The organism is Actinoplanes sp. NPDC051513 (assembly GCF_044454685.1).
In the GTDB taxonomy this organism is placed as follows: Bacteria; Actinomycetota; Actinomycetes; order Mycobacteriales; family Micromonosporaceae; genus Actinoplanes.
In genome coordinates this window covers 1-15,454 of record NZ_JBITDW010000012.1, presented here as the reverse complement: position 1 = coordinate 15,454, position 15,454 = coordinate 1, and the positions used below count along the sequence as shown (strand labels likewise).

At 72.5% G+C, this 15,454-nt stretch carries 9 protein-coding genes; 3 read left to right on the top strand and 6 right to left on the bottom strand.

Going from position 1 to position 15,454, the window contains the following annotated elements; all coding sequences use genetic code 11:
• Positions 1-8: 8 nt before the first annotated feature.
• Positions 9-3,050, top strand: coding sequence for an Hsp70 family protein (locus ACIA5D_RS31715; RefSeq protein ID WP_396034191.1), 3,042 nt, complete (start codon positions 9-11; stop codon positions 3,048-3,050).
• A gap of 68 nt (positions 3,051-3,118) precedes the next feature.
• Here the strand turns inward: ACIA5D_RS31715 and ACIA5D_RS31710 are convergent, their stop codons facing one another.
• From ACIA5D_RS31710 to ACIA5D_RS31700, 3 genes are all read right to left on the bottom strand, one after another.
• Positions 3,119-4,504, bottom strand: coding sequence for a hypothetical protein (locus ACIA5D_RS31710; RefSeq protein WP_396034026.1), 1,386 nt, complete (start codon positions 4,502-4,504; stop codon positions 3,119-3,121).
• On the bottom strand, positions 4,494-5,123 hold the full coding sequence (locus ACIA5D_RS31705) for a hypothetical protein (protein WP_396034025.1): 630 nt from the start codon (positions 5,121-5,123) through the stop codon (positions 4,494-4,496). Before ACIA5D_RS31705 ends, ACIA5D_RS31710 begins: the two co-directional genes overlap by 11 nt.
• Positions 5,124-5,195: 72 nt before the next feature.
• Positions 5,196-7,124 (bottom strand): amylo-alpha-1,6-glucosidase, encoded by a 1,929-nt coding sequence (locus ACIA5D_RS31700; RefSeq protein WP_396034024.1) that lies wholly within the window; start codon positions 7,122-7,124, stop codon positions 5,196-5,198.
• A 71-nt stretch (positions 7,125-7,195) separates the two neighbouring features.
• Between ACIA5D_RS31700 and ACIA5D_RS31695 the strand changes: the two genes are divergently transcribed.
• The gene (locus ACIA5D_RS31695; RefSeq protein ID WP_396034023.1) at positions 7,196-9,841 is read left to right on the top strand and encodes an MGH1-like glycoside hydrolase domain-containing protein; all 2,646 of its coding nucleotides are present in this window, start codon (positions 7,196-7,198) and stop codon (positions 9,839-9,841) included.
• A 109-nt stretch (positions 9,842-9,950) separates the two neighbouring features.
• On the opposite strand, the gene ACIA5D_RS31690 is transcribed toward ACIA5D_RS31695, so the two are convergent.
• The 3 genes from ACIA5D_RS31690 to ACIA5D_RS31680 all read right to left on the bottom strand — a co-directional run bounded on the left by ACIA5D_RS31690 (position 9,951) and on the right by ACIA5D_RS31680 (position 12,852).
• Positions 9,951-10,397, bottom strand: a complete 447-nt coding sequence (locus ACIA5D_RS31690) for a hypothetical protein (protein ID WP_396034021.1) — start codon at positions 10,395-10,397, stop codon at positions 9,951-9,953.
• Positions 10,398-10,618: 221 nt separating this feature from the next.
• Complete coding sequence (locus tag ACIA5D_RS31685) at positions 10,619-11,320, bottom strand: response regulator (protein ID WP_396034020.1); 702 nt, start codon at positions 11,318-11,320, stop codon at positions 10,619-10,621.
• Positions 11,317-12,852: a sensor histidine kinase gene (locus ACIA5D_RS31680; RefSeq protein ID WP_396034019.1), complete on the bottom strand. Its 1,536-nt coding sequence runs from the start codon at positions 12,850-12,852 to the stop codon at positions 11,317-11,319. The genes ACIA5D_RS31685 and ACIA5D_RS31680 overlap by 4 nt, the downstream gene beginning before the upstream one ends.
• A 134-nt stretch (positions 12,853-12,986) precedes the next feature.
• Here ACIA5D_RS31680 and ACIA5D_RS31675 point away from each other — a divergent pair, with 134 nt between their 5' ends.
• Positions 12,987-15,017, top strand: coding sequence for an MMPL family transporter (locus ACIA5D_RS31675; RefSeq protein ID WP_396034018.1), 2,031 nt, complete (start codon positions 12,987-12,989; stop codon positions 15,015-15,017).
• Positions 15,018-15,454: the final 437 nt, after the last annotated feature.

Here is a 15,454-nt window from a genome sequence, read left to right as displayed (position 1 = left end):
TCCGGAGAATGAAGTACGGCCTCGGGGTGGATCTCGGGACGACCTACACGGCCGCCGCGATCAATGTGGACGGCCTACTGGAGACTGTCCGGCTCGGCGGGCGCGGTCCGGAGATTCCCTCGCTGGTGTTCCTGCGCGATGACGGCGAGGTGCTGATCGGCGAGGCCGCCCAGCGCCGCGGCGAGTCCGCGCCGACCCGGCTGGCCCGCGAGTTCAAGCGCCGGATGGGCGACCCCGTGCCGGTGCTGCTCGGCGACACGCCGATGGCGGCGCACGAGCTGACCGCGCGGCTGCTGCGGCACGTCGTGGCGGCCGTGACCGACGGGCACAGCGGGCCGCCGAGCCGGATCGTGCTCACCCACCCGGCCAACTGGGGTCCCTACAAGCGGGAACGGCTGATGGAGGCGGCACGGCTCGCCGACCTGCCGTCCGTTTCGTTGCGGACAGAGCCGGAGGCCGCGGCGGTGCGCTACGCGGGCACGGCCCGGGTCGCGGTCGGGGAGACCATCGCCGTGTACGACCTGGGCGGCGGCACCTTCGACGCGGCGGTGCTGCGCAAGACCGCCGACGGCTTCGAGATGCTGGGCGAGCCGCAGGGCGTCGAGCAGCTGGGCGGGATCGACTTCGACGAGGCCGTGCTCGAGCACGTGCGGTCGACCCTCGGCGACCGGCTGGCAGGCCTCGACCTGGACGACGCGGCCGTGACCGAGGCCCTGGCCCGGTTGCGGCGCGAATGCGTCGAGGCCAAGGAGAGCCTGTCGTTCGACACCGAGGCCGAGATCGGGGTGGCGCTGCCGCGGCTGCACACGCGGGTGCGGATCCGCCGCTCCGACTTCGAGGCAATGATCTCCCCGGCACTGGACGAGACGGTCGAGGCCATGCGGCGGGCGCTGCGATCGGCCTCGGCGGACGCGTCGTCGCTGCGGTGCGTGGTGCTGGCCGGCGGGTCGTCGCGGATCCCGCTGGTCGGGTTGATGGTGTCGAAGGCTTTCGAACGGCCGGTCGTCGTGGACGAGCAGCCAGAGCTGGGGATCGCGCTGGGGGCGGCGCGGCTGAGCGGTCCGGGGGAGATCCCGGGTGCGCCGGGTGCGCCGGGCTTCGTGCTGCTGTCGCCGCCACGGAACGCGGAAGCCGGCGCCGGGCAGATGCCGTCGAGCGCGCAGCCGGCCACACCCGTCTCGTCGCCGCCTCCGGTCACGCCGGGCCCGCGGCCGGTGTCTGCCACGCCGGGCCCGTCGGCAGGGCCTGCCGCCTCGGTGTCCGGGCCGCCGGATCGGCCGGGGAGGCTGCCGCCCGCGGCGGTGGCCAGCCTGCCGGTGTCGGTGCGGCCACCGGGTCTTCAGATGCCACCGGATTCCCCCGGGTCGCCTGCGCCGGCCGGGTCTCCGGTCGTCTACTCGCCGCCGTTGAGGTCGGCCCTGGGATCGGATGGCCCACCCTCGACAGTGTCCGGGCCGCGCGCGGGCGCGCCGAGCGGGCCGACTGGGCCGGGCGCCGGTGGGCCGGGCGCGGGTGGGCCGGGCGCGGGTGGACCAGGTTGGCCAGGGCCGGGTGGGCCAGGCGCGGGTGGGCCGGGTTGGTCAGGGCCGGGCGGGCCACCGGGCGCGGGCGGGCCGGGCGCTGGCGGGCCGGGCGCTGGCGGGCCGGGCGCTGGCGGGCCGGGCGCTGGCGGGCGGTCGCGATGGCGGGCCTATCGGTGGCCGATCGTGGGTGGGTTCGTGGCCGTGCTGCTGACCGTCACGACGGTGACCGCCCTGGCGGCCTGGCCCTGGAGTGAGGGACGCGGCGAAGTTCCGGCCGGGAGCGGAGGCTCGGCCGGGGCGTCTGCCCAGGCGGACGGCGCGCAGGTGGTGTGGCGGGTGAACACGGGGGTGGCGGCCGTCGAGCCGCCCACGGTCGGTGGCCAGTGGATTCTGGTCAGCGGGCAGGACGGGACGCTGCGGGCGTTCCGGCGCACCGACGGCGCACTGGCCTGGGAGATGGCGCTGGGGGCGGGAGCGCGGGCCGGCACGCGGATCGTGGGTGGGGTCGCCTACGCGGTCACCGGAGCGGGGCGGATCGTCGCCGTGGACGCCACGTACGGGAATGAGATCTGGCACCGGGACACCGGGCATGACGTGGCGGCTCGGCCGGCCGTGGACGGGGAGCGGGTCTACGCCGGTGGCGGGGACGGGGTGCTCTACGCGTACGAAATCGGGGAGAAACACCGACGCTGGCGTGCGTGGGCCGAGGGAAAGATCGTCACCCCGCCGGTCGTGAGCGACGGGGTCGTGGTGGTCGCCTCCGGCGACGGCAAGCTGAACGGCGTGAGCGCGCAGGGAGCGCTGCTCTGGCGAGCCGAGGCGGGAACCGTGACTGACGGACCGGTCGTCGCCGGTGACGCGGTGTGTGTGGCGATCGCCAACGGCACTGTCCGTTGTGTGGAGCTGAAGGACGGCGCGGAGCTGGACGGGATCGCCGACGAGGTCTCGATCTCGCGGATCGCGGGCGGCGACGGGGTGGTCCACGCAGCCGGCGCGGACGGGTCGATCAGCGCGTGGGACGCCCGGACGTCGCAGGTGCGCTGGCGGTACCGGCCGGAGCGGGGCGGCGCGGCCGGGATCCCGGTGGTGCGCGGCGGCGAGGTCGACGTGGCCTATCCGGACGGGCGGCTCGTGGGGCTGGACGGCCGCACCGGCAGTCTGCTGTGGCAGAACGTGACCGGGGACCGCTTCGATGTCGCGGCGAGTGGCGACGATGCGGGACTCTTCGCGGTCAGCGCGAGCGGGACCCTCTATGCGCTGCGGCCGCCGGGCAGCAGCACCGCCGTGCCCCCGACGTCGCCGGTCTCGCTGCCGGCCTCCCTGCCGGCCGATCCCGCCGCCACGCCGACCACGGCGGCGACGAAGCGGCGCACCACCTCGCCGACCTCGGAGAGGACGTCGCCGTCGCGCTCGCCGTCCGCGACGAAGAGAACGACGTTGCCGCCCACATCGCCGACTTCGACCGGGACCTCGCCCAGCGCCGCCGCCGACGCTCCGCGAAAGGACCTGTCCGCGCCGGCGGCCTAGCGTCCGTGCCGTAGCCGGTTAGGCGGGCCGGCAGGGCAGGCCGGCCGGCCGTGCGGGGCGGCCATGACTCAGGCCGACGGCACCCGCACGCCGGGACCGAACTTGGCCGTGTACTCGGCGAACTGCTGTTCGAGTTCCGCCAGATGCGCCCGGAAGAAGCCGAGAAGCGCGGCGAAATACTGGACGTCCTCGCCCTCGTCCGTTCCCGCCGCCTCCAGGGTCTTGGCGATGATCTCCGCGGCGTCGGCGGCCGTGCCGGCGTTGTGCGGCCGGCCGCCGGCCGGGATCCACTGAGCGGGCCGGGGGAAGCTCTCGCCGTCGAGCGCCTCGAGATCCATGAGGCCGCCGAGCCAGGTCAGCGCGGTCGAGTGGGCGGCCGCGGCGCGGGCGAGGTCACCGGCCCGCAGGTAGGCATACGCCGCACTGATCAGGCAAATGATCCGTGCGGCCATCGGGAGGGCCGGCGCCCACTCGACGAGCTGCTCGGCGCCCTCGCGATGCCGGCCGGTGAGCGTCAGGAGCAGCCCTCGGTTCGCCTGCATCCGCGGGCTCTCCGGATGGACGGCGACCGCCTTCTCGACGTCGGCCAGCGCGCGGCCGTAGCCGTCGTCGGTCGTGCTGACGCCGTGGAGATGGCCGTAGGCCCGCGCGCCCAGCCGATCGGACTCGAGGCGGTTCGCCAGCGCCGTACAGATGGCCTCGTCGAGCTTGTCGATGGTGGCCTGATCGCAGGGGGTCTCCTCCAGCGGATACCGCGCCCGGACGACGGCCGCCGCGGCCGGCTCGCCGAACGCGAGGTGCAGGGCCGCCACCGAGAGGTCCGCCTGGCGGTTGTAGTCGTACTTCTGCTTGATCAGCGTGTGGGTCGCCACCGCCTCGGCGTAGTCGCGCGACTCGATCGCCAGGGCGACGGTGCGCAGCAGGTACGGCAGGAAGTTGGGCTCGATCTCGACGGCCCGCAGGGCGAAGCAGGTGGCGGCCGCCGTTCCGCCCGGCCGGCGTGCGTACCACTCAGCCTTGGCCATCAACGCCCCGGTGTGTGCGGCGTTGACGGCCAGCACCTCGTTGATCATCGACAGCGAGGCGCCGCCCGGCAGCGTCCTCGCGCCGTTGCCGTCGACGGGAGGCTCCCGCTCCTGGATGTCGACCCAGAACCCGGGGTAGGGCACGTCCATGAAGGCGGCGAACGGAACCTCCCCCGAACCGGCGAAGCCGCGCTCGACGGAATGAATGAGGTCGAGGTCGCGCCACGGCCGTACGCGCTCGCGGTGCACGCGCAGGACGTGCAGCGACATCTTCGACTCGGCGTTGAACAGCGCGTGGACGATCTTCTCCTCGCCGTGCCCGAGCAGCGGGCCGACCAGGTACCGCACATCGTGGATGTCGAGGTACTTGCCCTCGTACTCCTCGGGGTCGTGCGCGGCGAGGTCGAGTCGTTCCGGGTCAGAGGACATTTCCCGGTCGTCCCGACGTCTTCAGCAACAGGTAGAGCGGGGTTCCGATCACCTGGTCGCCCTCGCGTCCGAGCAGGACGAAGACGCCGCCCAGCCGCATCGTCTGGCCGCCCGAGAAGAACCAGCGGTTACCGGAGTGGATGGGGTGCGCGTCGCTCGACTCGCTGAAATGCCGCATCGAGCAGTCGAGCCGCAGCTCGAAGTCGGTACCTCGGGAGGCGAGTGTCGCCACGGACTCGCCGGTCACCGGCGCCGGCAGGTCGACGCACGTGAAGTCGCCCTCGTAGTACCAGTACAGGCTGGGAGCGTCGTCGATGGCCGCGAGGCTATCCAGTTCGCGGATCTCCTCCTTGTGCTGGATCTCCAGGAGGATCTCGTTCAGCTTCTCGAGATACGCGGTCTTGACCTTGCGCTCGAGCTGGATCGTGTCTTTCCGGCCGTACGTGACGCCGGCCGTGAACGGCTGGAGGACCTTGGCCAGTGCCAGGCCGCCCTTGACCTCTGCCGTCCGTGACGTCTCGGTGGTGACTTTCTCGAGGGTGTCGCCGAACTGTTGCGACTGGACCTGCTCGTGCAGGGAGTCGATCTTCGCTCGCGAGATGTAGCAGATGTACTCCACGACAACCCTTCGGGTCGAACGGCGGGCGGGACCTCACGGTACAACCAGCCGGCGATCCCACCGGGCGCTCGTTCAGAGGCGGCGGGCGCGCAGCGTCTCGGCGACCGACCACGCCTGGAACGGGCAGCCGGTCGCCTCGTGCGGGGCGTCGCCGTCAGCGGTCTCGGAGACCGAGCCCAGGCCGTACTCGCCGAGGTGGTCGTCGGCGTCCGAGATGGTCTGGTCGGCGGAGACGCCCAGCCGCCGCCAGGCGGCGACGAACGGGCCGGTCAGCCACGGCCAGACCGTGCCGGTGTGATACGCCGTGTCGCGCGCGGCCGGCCCGCCACGGTGGACGCCGTGGTAGCCGGGCTCGTTCGGGGCGAGGCTGCGCAGCCCCAGCGGCGTCATCAGCGCCGATCCGATCGCCTGCAGCGTGGCCGGCTCGGGGCGCAGCGGCGCGTACGGCAGCGACCACGCCAGCAGTTGGTTGGGGCGCAGCGTGGGATCGTCGCCGCCGGGGCCGTCCACGACGTCGTACAGCCAGCCGGTCGGCGCCGGGAAGCGGCGCGCGAAACCGGCGAGCGCCTCGGGATGCGCCCGCACGGCCGCCCCGGCGCCGGTGCGCGCCTGCCAGGCCAGCTTGATCACGGTGGCCAGGCCGTTGACCCAGAGCGCGTTGACCTCGACCGGCTTGCCCATCCGCGGGGTGACCGGCACCCCGTCGACGCGGGCGTCCATCCAGGTCAGCGCCTCCCCGGTGGCGCCCTGGCGGAGCAGGCCGTCGAGCGGGTCGGCGACGATGCCGTAGCGGGTGCCCTTGAGGTGGTGGTCGACCACGCCGAGCAGGGCCGGCAGCAGCTCGGCGGCCAGGTCGAAGTCGCCGGTCGTGGCGACGTGCCGGCCCACCGCGTGCAGGAACCAGAGCGTGCCGTCGGTGGTGTTGTACTCGACGCTCCCGGCGTCAGCGGTGTTCGCGAGCATGCCTTCGGACAACGTCGACGCGTACGAGGTGAGCAGCTCCCGCCCCTCGCCGGACCGGTTGGTGGTGAGGAAAAGGCCCTCGTAGCTGAGCATGGTGTCGCGCGACCAGGCGCCGAACCACGGGTAGCCGGCCACCACGTCGGGGCCGGAGCGGGTCTGGACGATGAACGCGTCGGCGGCCAGCGCGAGCGTCGCCTGCGCGTCGTCGGCGGGCTGGGCGGCGGCAACCACCGCGCGGTTGCGCAGCCGGGCCGCGCCCACGACCTCCGCGGCGCGCGGCGGCGGATCGTCCAGCGGAGAAGCCCACGCCGACACCTCCGCTGTCGCGCCCGGCTGCCGCAGTTCGGCGTGGAAGCTCCCGGCGTACCAGAGATCTTCTTGTGGTTGAAGGCCGCGTGCCGCCTCGGTGCGGTGCCGCACCCCGCGCCACCACGCCCCCACCTGGCGGAAGTCCGGGCCGCGCAAGCGGTACGCCCCCTCGACCACGCACCCGCTCTCGTCGGCGACCACCTCGGGGACCGGTCCGCCCGCGGTGCGCTCGCCGTGAATGTCGCGCCAGGTGACCAGCGCGTCCAGGGAAAGGCTGATCGGTCCGCCGGTGAGCAGGCGGTGCACCACGGCGACCGCGGGACGGCCGTGCGCCATGGCGAGCTCGCGCTCGATCACCACGTCGCCGATCCGCCACCGCCAGCGCGGCAGGCCGTCGACCAGTTCGAAGCCGGCGAGAAGTTCGTGCCCCCGTGGGGCGATCGTCCCGTCCGCCCACTCGTGCGTGGCGAGCCGGACCGACGCGCCGGAGGGGAGCGTGACGACCGGGTCGAGCGCGGCGAGGGCCAGGCGGCGGGTGGCAGGCCCAGAAAAGCCGGCTCCAGCACCGGCGACGATCAATAAGCCGTGGTAGCGGCGGGTGCGCAGGCCGTTCACCGTACCCATCGCATAGCCGCCGCGTCCGTCGGCGACCAGCCACTCGCGCGCGGAACCCTCATCGACGTTGCCGCAGACCTGCGGACCGAAGGCCAGGCGGCGGACCGTAGCCACGAGAAGACCTCCAGTCGTCGGGCAGAATCATTCGTAACACTGAGCGGTAACAATGACCTCAGTGTGTCCGAATGGGTGTCGATGATCGAGTTGTGGGGGTGAAACGCCGCGTGGCGGAGCGCTTACGCCTGGCGCAGGCCGACTCCGGTGAGCTGCCGTGGCGCGCATGGGGTCCCTACCTGGCCGAGCGCGCGTGGGGAACGGTCCGCGAGGACTACAGCGAGCACGGCACGGCGTGGGACTACTTCCCGCACGATCACGCGCGGTCCCGAGCGTACCGGTGGAACGACGACGGCATGGGCGGCATCTGCGACGAGCGTCAGACGTTCTGCTTCGCGCTGGCGCTGTGGAACGGCGAGGACCCGATCCTCAAGGAGCGGATGTTCGGCCTCGGCGGCGACGGCGGCAACCACGGCGAGGACGCGAAGGACTACTGGTGGTACCAGGACTCCACGCCCACGCACTCGTGGATGCGCTGGCGGTATCACTATCCGCAGCAGGCCTTTCCGTACGACGAGCTGGTGCGGGTCAACGGTCAGCGGTCGCGGGAGGAGTCCGAGTACGAGCTGGTCGACACCCGGGTCTTCGACGAGGACCGGTATTGGGCGGTCACCGTCGACTACGCCAAGGCCACCCCTCGCGACATGTGCATCGCGATCACGGTGACCAATCGCGGTCCGTCCCCGGCGTCGCTGCATGTGCTGCCCACGCTCTGGTTCCGCAACACGTGGTCGTGGGGGCTGCCGAATCGCCCCAAGCCGGCGCTGGTCGGTCGGCCGGGCCGCTTGTCCGGCTTGCACCGAACGATCGGACATATCGTGTTGGAAGGGGAATTGTCGCCTGAGGCGCTCGTCTGTGACAACGAGACCAACTCGCAGCGGCTGTGGGGCCTGCCCGGCACGAGCATGTACCCCAAGGACGGCATCAACGACCATCTGATCGCGGGGCTGCCCACGGTGAACCCGGCCGGCGTCGGCACCAAGGGCGCGCTGCACTACGTGCTCACGCTCAAGCCGGGGGAGAGCCGCACGCTGCGGCTACGCCTTCTCTCCTACGACCACGAGCCCGGGGCGCTCGACCTCGGCGCCGACTGGGAAGCGGTGATGCGCGACCGGCTGCGCGAGGCCGACTCGTACTTCTCCGAGATCATTCCGGCCTCGGCGACGCCCGACGAGGCGGCCGTGGCCCGGCAGGGCATCGCCGGGCTGATGTGGGGCAAGCAGTTCTACCACTTCGACGTGAAGCAGTGGCTGACCGGCGACCCCGGCTCGCAGCCGCCCCCGCCGGGCCGCCGCTACGGGCGCAACAACGCCTGGTGGCACATGAACAGCTTCGACGTCATCTCGATGCCGGACGCCTGGGAGTACCCCTGGTACGCGGCATGGGATCTCGCCTTCCACTGCGTGTCGATCTCCCGGGTCGACCCCGGCTTCGCCAAGCAGCAGCTGCTGTTGCTGCTGCGCGAGTGGTACATGCACCCCAACGGCCAGATCCCCGCGTACGAGTGGGCGTTCGGCGACGTGAACCCGCCCGTCCACGCCTGGGCGGCGCTGCGCGTCTTCGAGATCGACGGCGGGCAGGACTTCGACTTCCTTGCCCGGGTGATGCACAAGCTGCTGCTCAACTTCACCTGGTGGGTCAACCGCAAGGACGTCGGCGGCAACAACGTCTTCGAGGGCGGCTTCCTCGGCCTCGACAACGTCGGCCCGTTCGACCGCTCGGCCGCGCTGCCGGTGGCCGGGGTGCTCGAGCAGTCCGACGGCACCGGCTGGATGGCGATGTACGCGCTGAACCTGCTGGACATGGCCATCCGGCTGGCGCTGCACGACCGCACCTACGAGGACATGGCGACGAAGTTCTTCGAGCACTTCGCGTACATCGCCGAGGCCGCCTACCGCCAGGGCCTGTGGGACGAGGAGGACTGCTTCTTCTACGACCAGCTGCGCCTGCCGGACGGGCACAAGCTGCCGCTGAAGGTGCGCTCGATCGTCGGTCTGCTGCCGCTCGCCGCCACCACACGGCTCACCGCCGCGACGCTCAACCGGCTGCCCGAGCTGGCTGCCCGCCTGCGGTGGCTGCGCCACACGCAGGGCGAATACGCCGATGTGATCAGCGCCCGGCGACTGTCGGCCGAGGGCCGCCAGCAGCGCCTCCTGTCGATGGTGGGTCAGGACCAGCTGCTGCGCCTTCTCGCGCGGATGCTCGATCCCGAGGAGTTCCTTTCCGCGTACGGGATCAGAACGCTTTCCCGATCTCATTTGGAGAAGCCGTTCACGGTGTCACTGGGCGGCTCGGACTTCACCGTCGGCTACGAGCCGGCCGAGAGCACCAGCGGCCTCTTCGGCGGCAACTCGAACTGGCGCGGCCCGGTGTGGATGCCGGTCAACTATTTGCTGATCGAGGCGCTGCGCGAGTTCGCCGCGTTCTTCGGCGACGACCTGATCGCGGAGTACCCCACCGGCTCCCAGCAGAAGCTGCCGCTCGCCGCGATCGCCGACGACCTGTCCCGCCGCCTGATCTCCCTGTTCGTCCCCGACGCCGACGGCCACCGCCCGATCTACGGCGCCAACGAGATCCTGCAGAAGCACCCCGACTGGAAGGACCTGATCGTCTTCCCGGAATACTTCCACGGCGACAACGGCGCCGGCCTCGGCGCCTGGCACCAGACCGGCTGGACGGCCCTGATAGTCGACCTGATTCTGACGCTGCGCCGCTGAGCGGCGAGGCCGATGCGGTTGTCCCTGCTGCGTCCCATGCCGACCGGCTTGGGTTCGTGACGCCGTTTCGTCACGCCGCTTCGTCACGCCGCTTCGTCACGCCGTTTCGTCACGCCGTGATTCCGGTGGCGTGTGCCCGCCAGAGGGCTTCGAGTGCCGAGTCGGTGCCGCGGGGCACCATGACGCCGGAGCCCTGTAGATGATCCCAGGAGATCGTGGAGAGACGGTGTTTCAGCAACTCGACGGGGAGCCGGTCGGCGAGCGGCAGGATCACATCGAACCGGACTTCGGCGAAGGTGGTGATCCGGCCGGAACCGTCCCAGCGCACGTCCTCGTAGATCTCGCTCTCGAACCGGCCGCTCGCGACGATCCCGCGATCACGACGCTGCCGGACCAGGTAGGCGAAGTCGCCCACCGCGATACCCGACTTGCGGATACCGACGCCCCAACGGCTCATCAGCGTATGCCCGGCGGCCGACCGCTCGGCCACCCCGTCGAACTCGGCGTCCGACCACCGCGCAACGTCAGGATTCCACGTCAACAGAAAGCTCGGCACGAGAACCAATCTTGCCGCGCCGCCCGGTGGCGAACCATCTCGGGCCTGCGGCGTCGGGCCTGTGCCGCCGGGGCGTGTTAGGCGGGCCGCCGGGGCCGTGCCCGCTTCGAGCCGGCCGAGCCGTGCCCCTCAACTCGCGCCGTGTTGCCCCCCGGGCCGTGCCGCTCGATTCGCGCCGCATGTCGTCCGGGCCGCGGCTTGCCCGGCCGGTTGCGGTCGGCTCAGCCCTTCCTTTCCGGATCGTTGACCGTCGGCTCGGGGCCGCCCGGGCGGACGAGGCCTGTTTCGTACCCGAGGATGACGGCGTGGATGCGATCGCGGAGCTCGAGCTTGGCGAGGATCCGCTTGACGTGCGTCTTGACGGTCGACTCCTCGACGACCAGTTCCTCGGAGATCTCCCCATTGGTCCGCCCGCGCGCGATCAGCGTGAGCACGTGCCGCTCCCGCGGCGTGAGCTGCGCGAGCCGCCGGGCCGCCCGCGGATCGGGCTGTGCATGCCGGGTGACATGGTCGACAACGGTCCGCGTGACCTCGGGCGCCAGCAACTGGTCGCCCGCCGCCACCGTGTGGATCGCCGCGATCAGCTGCTCGGGCTGGATCCGCTTGAGTACGAACCCGGCCGCCCCGCCCCGCAGCGCCCCCAGCACGTAATCGTCATCCTCAAAGGTCGTGAGAATCAGGATCCGCACCCCCGGCGCCGAGGCGACGATCCGGCGGGTGGCCTCGATCCCGTCGAGCACCGGCATCCGAATGTCCATGAGCATCACATCGGGCCCGAGCCGTCCGGCGAGCTCCACGGCCGCGGCTCCGTCGGACGCCTCGCCCACGATCTGAATGCTGTCGTCGGTCGACAGCACCGCACAGAGCCCCGCCCGCATGAGGTGGTCGTCATCGACGACGGCAATCCGCAGCGGCGCGGTCATGAGTGGGGAAGGACAGCCGAGAGGCGGAAACGGTGGTCGGCGGGCTGGGTTCCGCCGGACTTGGTTCCGGCGGGCTGTACCCCGGCGGGCTGTACCCCGGCGGGCTGTACCCCGGCGGGCTGTACCCCGGCGGGCGCGGCCCCGGCAGGCGCGGCCTCGGCAGGCGCGGCCCCGGCAGGCTGGGCCCTGGCGGGCGCGGCCCCGGCAGGCTGGGCCCTGGCGGGCGCTGCCCCGGCGGGCTGGGCCCTGGCGGGCGCGGCCCCGGCAGGCTGGGCCCTGGCGGGCGCGGCCCCGGCAGGCTGGGCCCTGGCGGGCGCTGCCCCGGCGGGCTGGGCCCTTTCGGGCTGTATCCCGACGGGCTCGGCCTCGGCGGTCAGGGTGCCGCCGAGCAGGGTGGCTCGCTCACGCATACCGACGATGCCCAGCCCGGCGCGGCCGGCGTCGTGGCGGCCGGCGTCCGCGGTGGGGTTGGTCACGTCGATCTCGACGCGGTTGCGGGCGAAGCGAACGGCGACCGCGGCGCTCCCGGCGCCGTGCCGGGCCGCGTTGGTCAGGGCCTCCTGCAGGATCCGGTAGGCCGCCCACGCCACGCTGCGCGGCAACGGCGTCCGTTGCTCGGGCAGGTCGGCGGCGATCGCGAGACCGCTCGCCCGATGCCGCTCGATCAGGTCGTCGAGCGCGCCCGGGTCGGCCGGCACGTCCTCGCGGTCGTCGCGCAGGGCCCGCACCAGGCGGTCGATGTCGGTGACCGTGTCGCGGGCGACCGACTCGATCGTGCCCAGCGCCTGTTTGGCGCGCTCCGGATCGCGATCGTGCAGCAGCCGGGCCGCGCCGGCCTGCACGAGGATCACGTTGATCGCGTGGCCGGCCGAGTCGTGCAGCTCACGGGCGATGCGGGTGCGCTCGTCGGCCGCCGCCAGCTTGCGGTCGCGCTCGGCGTCGGCGAGGGCGCGCCGGGCCGTCTCCTCGGCCTCGGCCAGCGCCCGCAGTGCCTGCTCGGCCGCCTCGGCCCGGGCGCGCCGGGCCCGCTCCTCGGCCTCGGTCAGGCGCAACAGGCGCAGGCGGCTGCGGTCGCCGGCGATCCACAGGCCGGCGAAAACCGTGGCCCAGGCCAGCAACTCGGTGGCGATCGACCGCGGGGAGACGCCGATCGACCAGTAGACCACCGCGACCGCGGGAACGAAGGCGTTGACCGCCACCAGCGCCGCCGTCCGGGGAACCAGCTCGGAGCCGATGTAGGCCTGGGCCAGCGCGTAGGCGCCGACCACCGTCGCGACCGGTGCGTCCAACGGGTAGTTCAGGTGGAGCAGGAGGAGGCTGGCGACGGCGCTCAACCCGTACGCGATCTCGGGTCTGTGCCTCCGCACAACGAGAGGCGCGGCAGTGAGAAAGGCCAGAACGAAGCCTTGCGTGTCGAGGCTGCGCGCCGTCGGGCCCGGCGTGCCGAAGCCACGGGCGGCGAGGATCGCCAGGGTCAACCCCAGCGTCAGCGCGACGATCACGCCGTCGGTCAGCCACCGTTGCTTGGACATGCGGCCAGGTTAGTGCGGATCGGCCGGGGGCGAATCAGACCACGGTATGAAGGCTCGTACCCCCTGGGTAGGACACCGAATGCCCACCTGAGGAGGCTTCCGCCCGAGCACCGCGCCTCCCTAGCTTTCGGGACATGTTCGTACGGATCGCAAGCTGGGCCATCCGCCGCCGATGGTGGGCGCTCGCCGCCTGGGTGCTCGTTCTCGTCGCGGTGAGCGCCGCCGCGCAGGTCGCCGGCGCCCGATATCACAACGACTTCTCGCTCCCCGGCACCGAGTCGCAGCAGGCCCTCGAGGCCCTCGAGAGCGATCATCCCGCGTCCGCCGGCGCAACCCTGCAGATCGTCGTCAAATCCTCTGCCGAGCTGCGGCCGGCCACCCTCGACCCGATGCTCGCGCAGGTCCGCAGCCTGCCGCACGTGGCCGACGTCGGTGAGCCCGTCATTTCCCAAGACAAATCCATCGGGTACGCCGTAGTCACGCTCGACGCCCAGGCGCAAGACGTGCCCGCCCCCGACGTGCGGCGAATCATCGACACCGCCCAGTCGTTCGGCGGCAACGGCCTCCAAGTGGAGCTGGGGGGCGATCCGGTGCGCGGCGCGGAGGAGTCGAGCGGCGGCGCCTCGGAGGGGGTGGGGTTGCTCGCGGCCCTGGTCATCCTGGTGTTCCTCTTCGGGTCGCTGCTCGCCGCGAGCCTGCCGATCATCATCGCCGTTTTCGCAGTCGGCTCGGCGATCGGCCTGGTGGTGCTCGCCTCGCACGTCGCCACGGTCGCCGACTTCACCACGCCCCTGATGATCCTGGTGGGGCTGGGCGTCGGGATCGACTACGCGCTGCTGGTGTTCTCGCGCTACCGGTCCGAGCTCGTCGCCGGCGTCGACCGCGACCGAGCGGTGTCACGGGCGCTCGATACGGCCGGGCGCACCGTGTTCTTCGCCGGCTGCACGGTGATCGTCGCGCTGCTCGGGCTGGTCGTGCTCGGGCTCGGCTCGCTCCAGGGCGTGGCGGTCGCGGTGGCGTTGACCGTGCTGGTCACCATGCTCGCGGCGCTGACCCTGCTGCCGGCTCTACTGGCCGTCTTCGGGAAGCGCTTCGAGCGGGTTGCCGGTCGCCGCAAACGCGCGGAGGGTGACCGCTGGCGGCGCTGGTCGCTCGCGGTGCAGCGCCGTCCGGTGCTGGCAGTGGCGCTTCCGCTGGTGGCGTTGCTGGCGCTCTGCGCGCCGCTGCTGGATCTGCGGCTCGGTTTCGCCGACGCCGGCACCGACCCGCCGTCGTCCACCAGCCGCAAGGCCTACGACCTGATCAGTGAGGGGTTCGGTCCCGGATACAACGGCCCGCTGATCGTCGTGGTCGAGGGCCCCGACTCGGCCGCGGCCGCCGCGCAGCAGACTCTGTCGTCCACGCCAGGCGTGGCCGCCGCCTTCCCCGGCGGTCCCGGGACGCTCATCGTCATCCCGACGACCGGCCCGCAGTCCGCCGAGACCACCGAGCTCGTCACCCGCCTGCGCGAGGACGTCCTGCCCGGCGTAGCCGGCGCGACCTTCCTGGTGGGTGGAAGCACCGCCGCGGTGGTCGACTTCGCCGACGCGGTGGCGGCCAGGCTACCCGCGTTCATCGGGGTCGTGGTCGGACTGTCCGCGCTGCTGTTGCTGCTGGTCTTCCGCTCGCTGCTGATCCCGCTCAAGGCGGCCGTGCTCAACCTGCTCAGCGTCGGCGCGGCGCTCGGCGTGATCACTCTTGTGTTCCAGCGGGGCTGGCTGGGGGAGCAGTCCGGCCCGGTCGAGGCGTACGTGCCGGTCATGATCTTCGCCATCGTCTTCGGGCTCTCCATGGACTACGAGGTGTTCCTGCTGGCCCGCATGCACGAGGCCTGGCATTCCCGGCCCGACCCGGGCGCAGCGATCACCGAGGGAATGGCCACGACCGGCCGGGTGGTGACCGCGGCGGCCGCCATCATGGTGGTGGTCTTTGGGGCGTTCCTGCTCAGCCCTGACCGGATGCTGCGCCAGTTCGGCCTGGGCCTGGCGGCCGCGGTGCTCCTCGACGCGGTCGTCATCCGATGCCTGATCGTGCCCGCGGTGATGCAGCTGTTCGGCCGGCATGCATGGTGGTTGCCGGCGCCGATGGCCCGCCGCCTCCCGGCCGTCGCCCTCGAGCACCGCTGAGACGTCGGCGAGGGCCGCGGCGGCTCGGTCAGGCCGCGAGCGGGCTGGGTTAGGAGAGCGCCGGGCCACGAGCGGGCTGGGTTCGGCGAGCGCCGGGCCACGAGCGGGCTGGGTTAGGCGAGCGCCGGGCCACGAGCGGGCTGGGTTCGGCGAGCGCCGGGCCACGAGCGGGCTGGGTTCGGCGAGCGCCGGGCCACGAGCGGGCTGAGTAAGGCGAGCGGCGGGCCGCGGCCTGACCAAGCCTCCGGGCCGGCCGGAGCGGCCGGGCCGGGATGGCCGGGGTGGCCGGGATGGCCGGGGTGGCCGGGATGGCCGGGGTGGCCGGGGTGGCCGGGGTGGCCGGGGTGGCCGGGGTGGCAGGGTGGCCGGGGTGGCAGGGTGGCCGGGGTGGCAGGGTGGCCGGGGTGGCAGGGTGGCCGGGGTGGCAGGGTGGCCGG

Excerpts from the sequence above, each read along its gene's own strand:
- ACIA5D_RS31715 (WP_396034191.1), top strand. The coding sequence starts at position 9 with ATGAAGTACGGCCTCGGGGTGGATCTCGGGACGACCTACACGGCCGCC.
- ACIA5D_RS31710 (WP_396034026.1), bottom strand. The coding sequence starts at position 4,504 with ATGTCCTCTGACCCGGAACGACTCGACCTCGCCGCGCACGACCCCGAG.
- ACIA5D_RS31695 (WP_396034023.1), top strand. The coding sequence starts at position 7,196 with ATGGGTGTCGATGATCGAGTTGTGGGGGTGAAACGCCGCGTGGCGGAG.
- ACIA5D_RS31685 (WP_396034020.1), bottom strand. The coding sequence starts at position 11,320 with ATGACCGCGCCGCTGCGGATTGCCGTCGTCGATGACGACCACCTCATG.
- ACIA5D_RS31680 (WP_396034019.1), bottom strand. The coding sequence starts at position 12,852 with ATGTCCAAGCAACGGTGGCTGACCGACGGCGTGATCGTCGCGCTGACG.
- ACIA5D_RS31675 (WP_396034018.1), top strand. The coding sequence starts at position 12,987 with ATGTTCGTACGGATCGCAAGCTGGGCCATCCGCCGCCGATGGTGGGCG.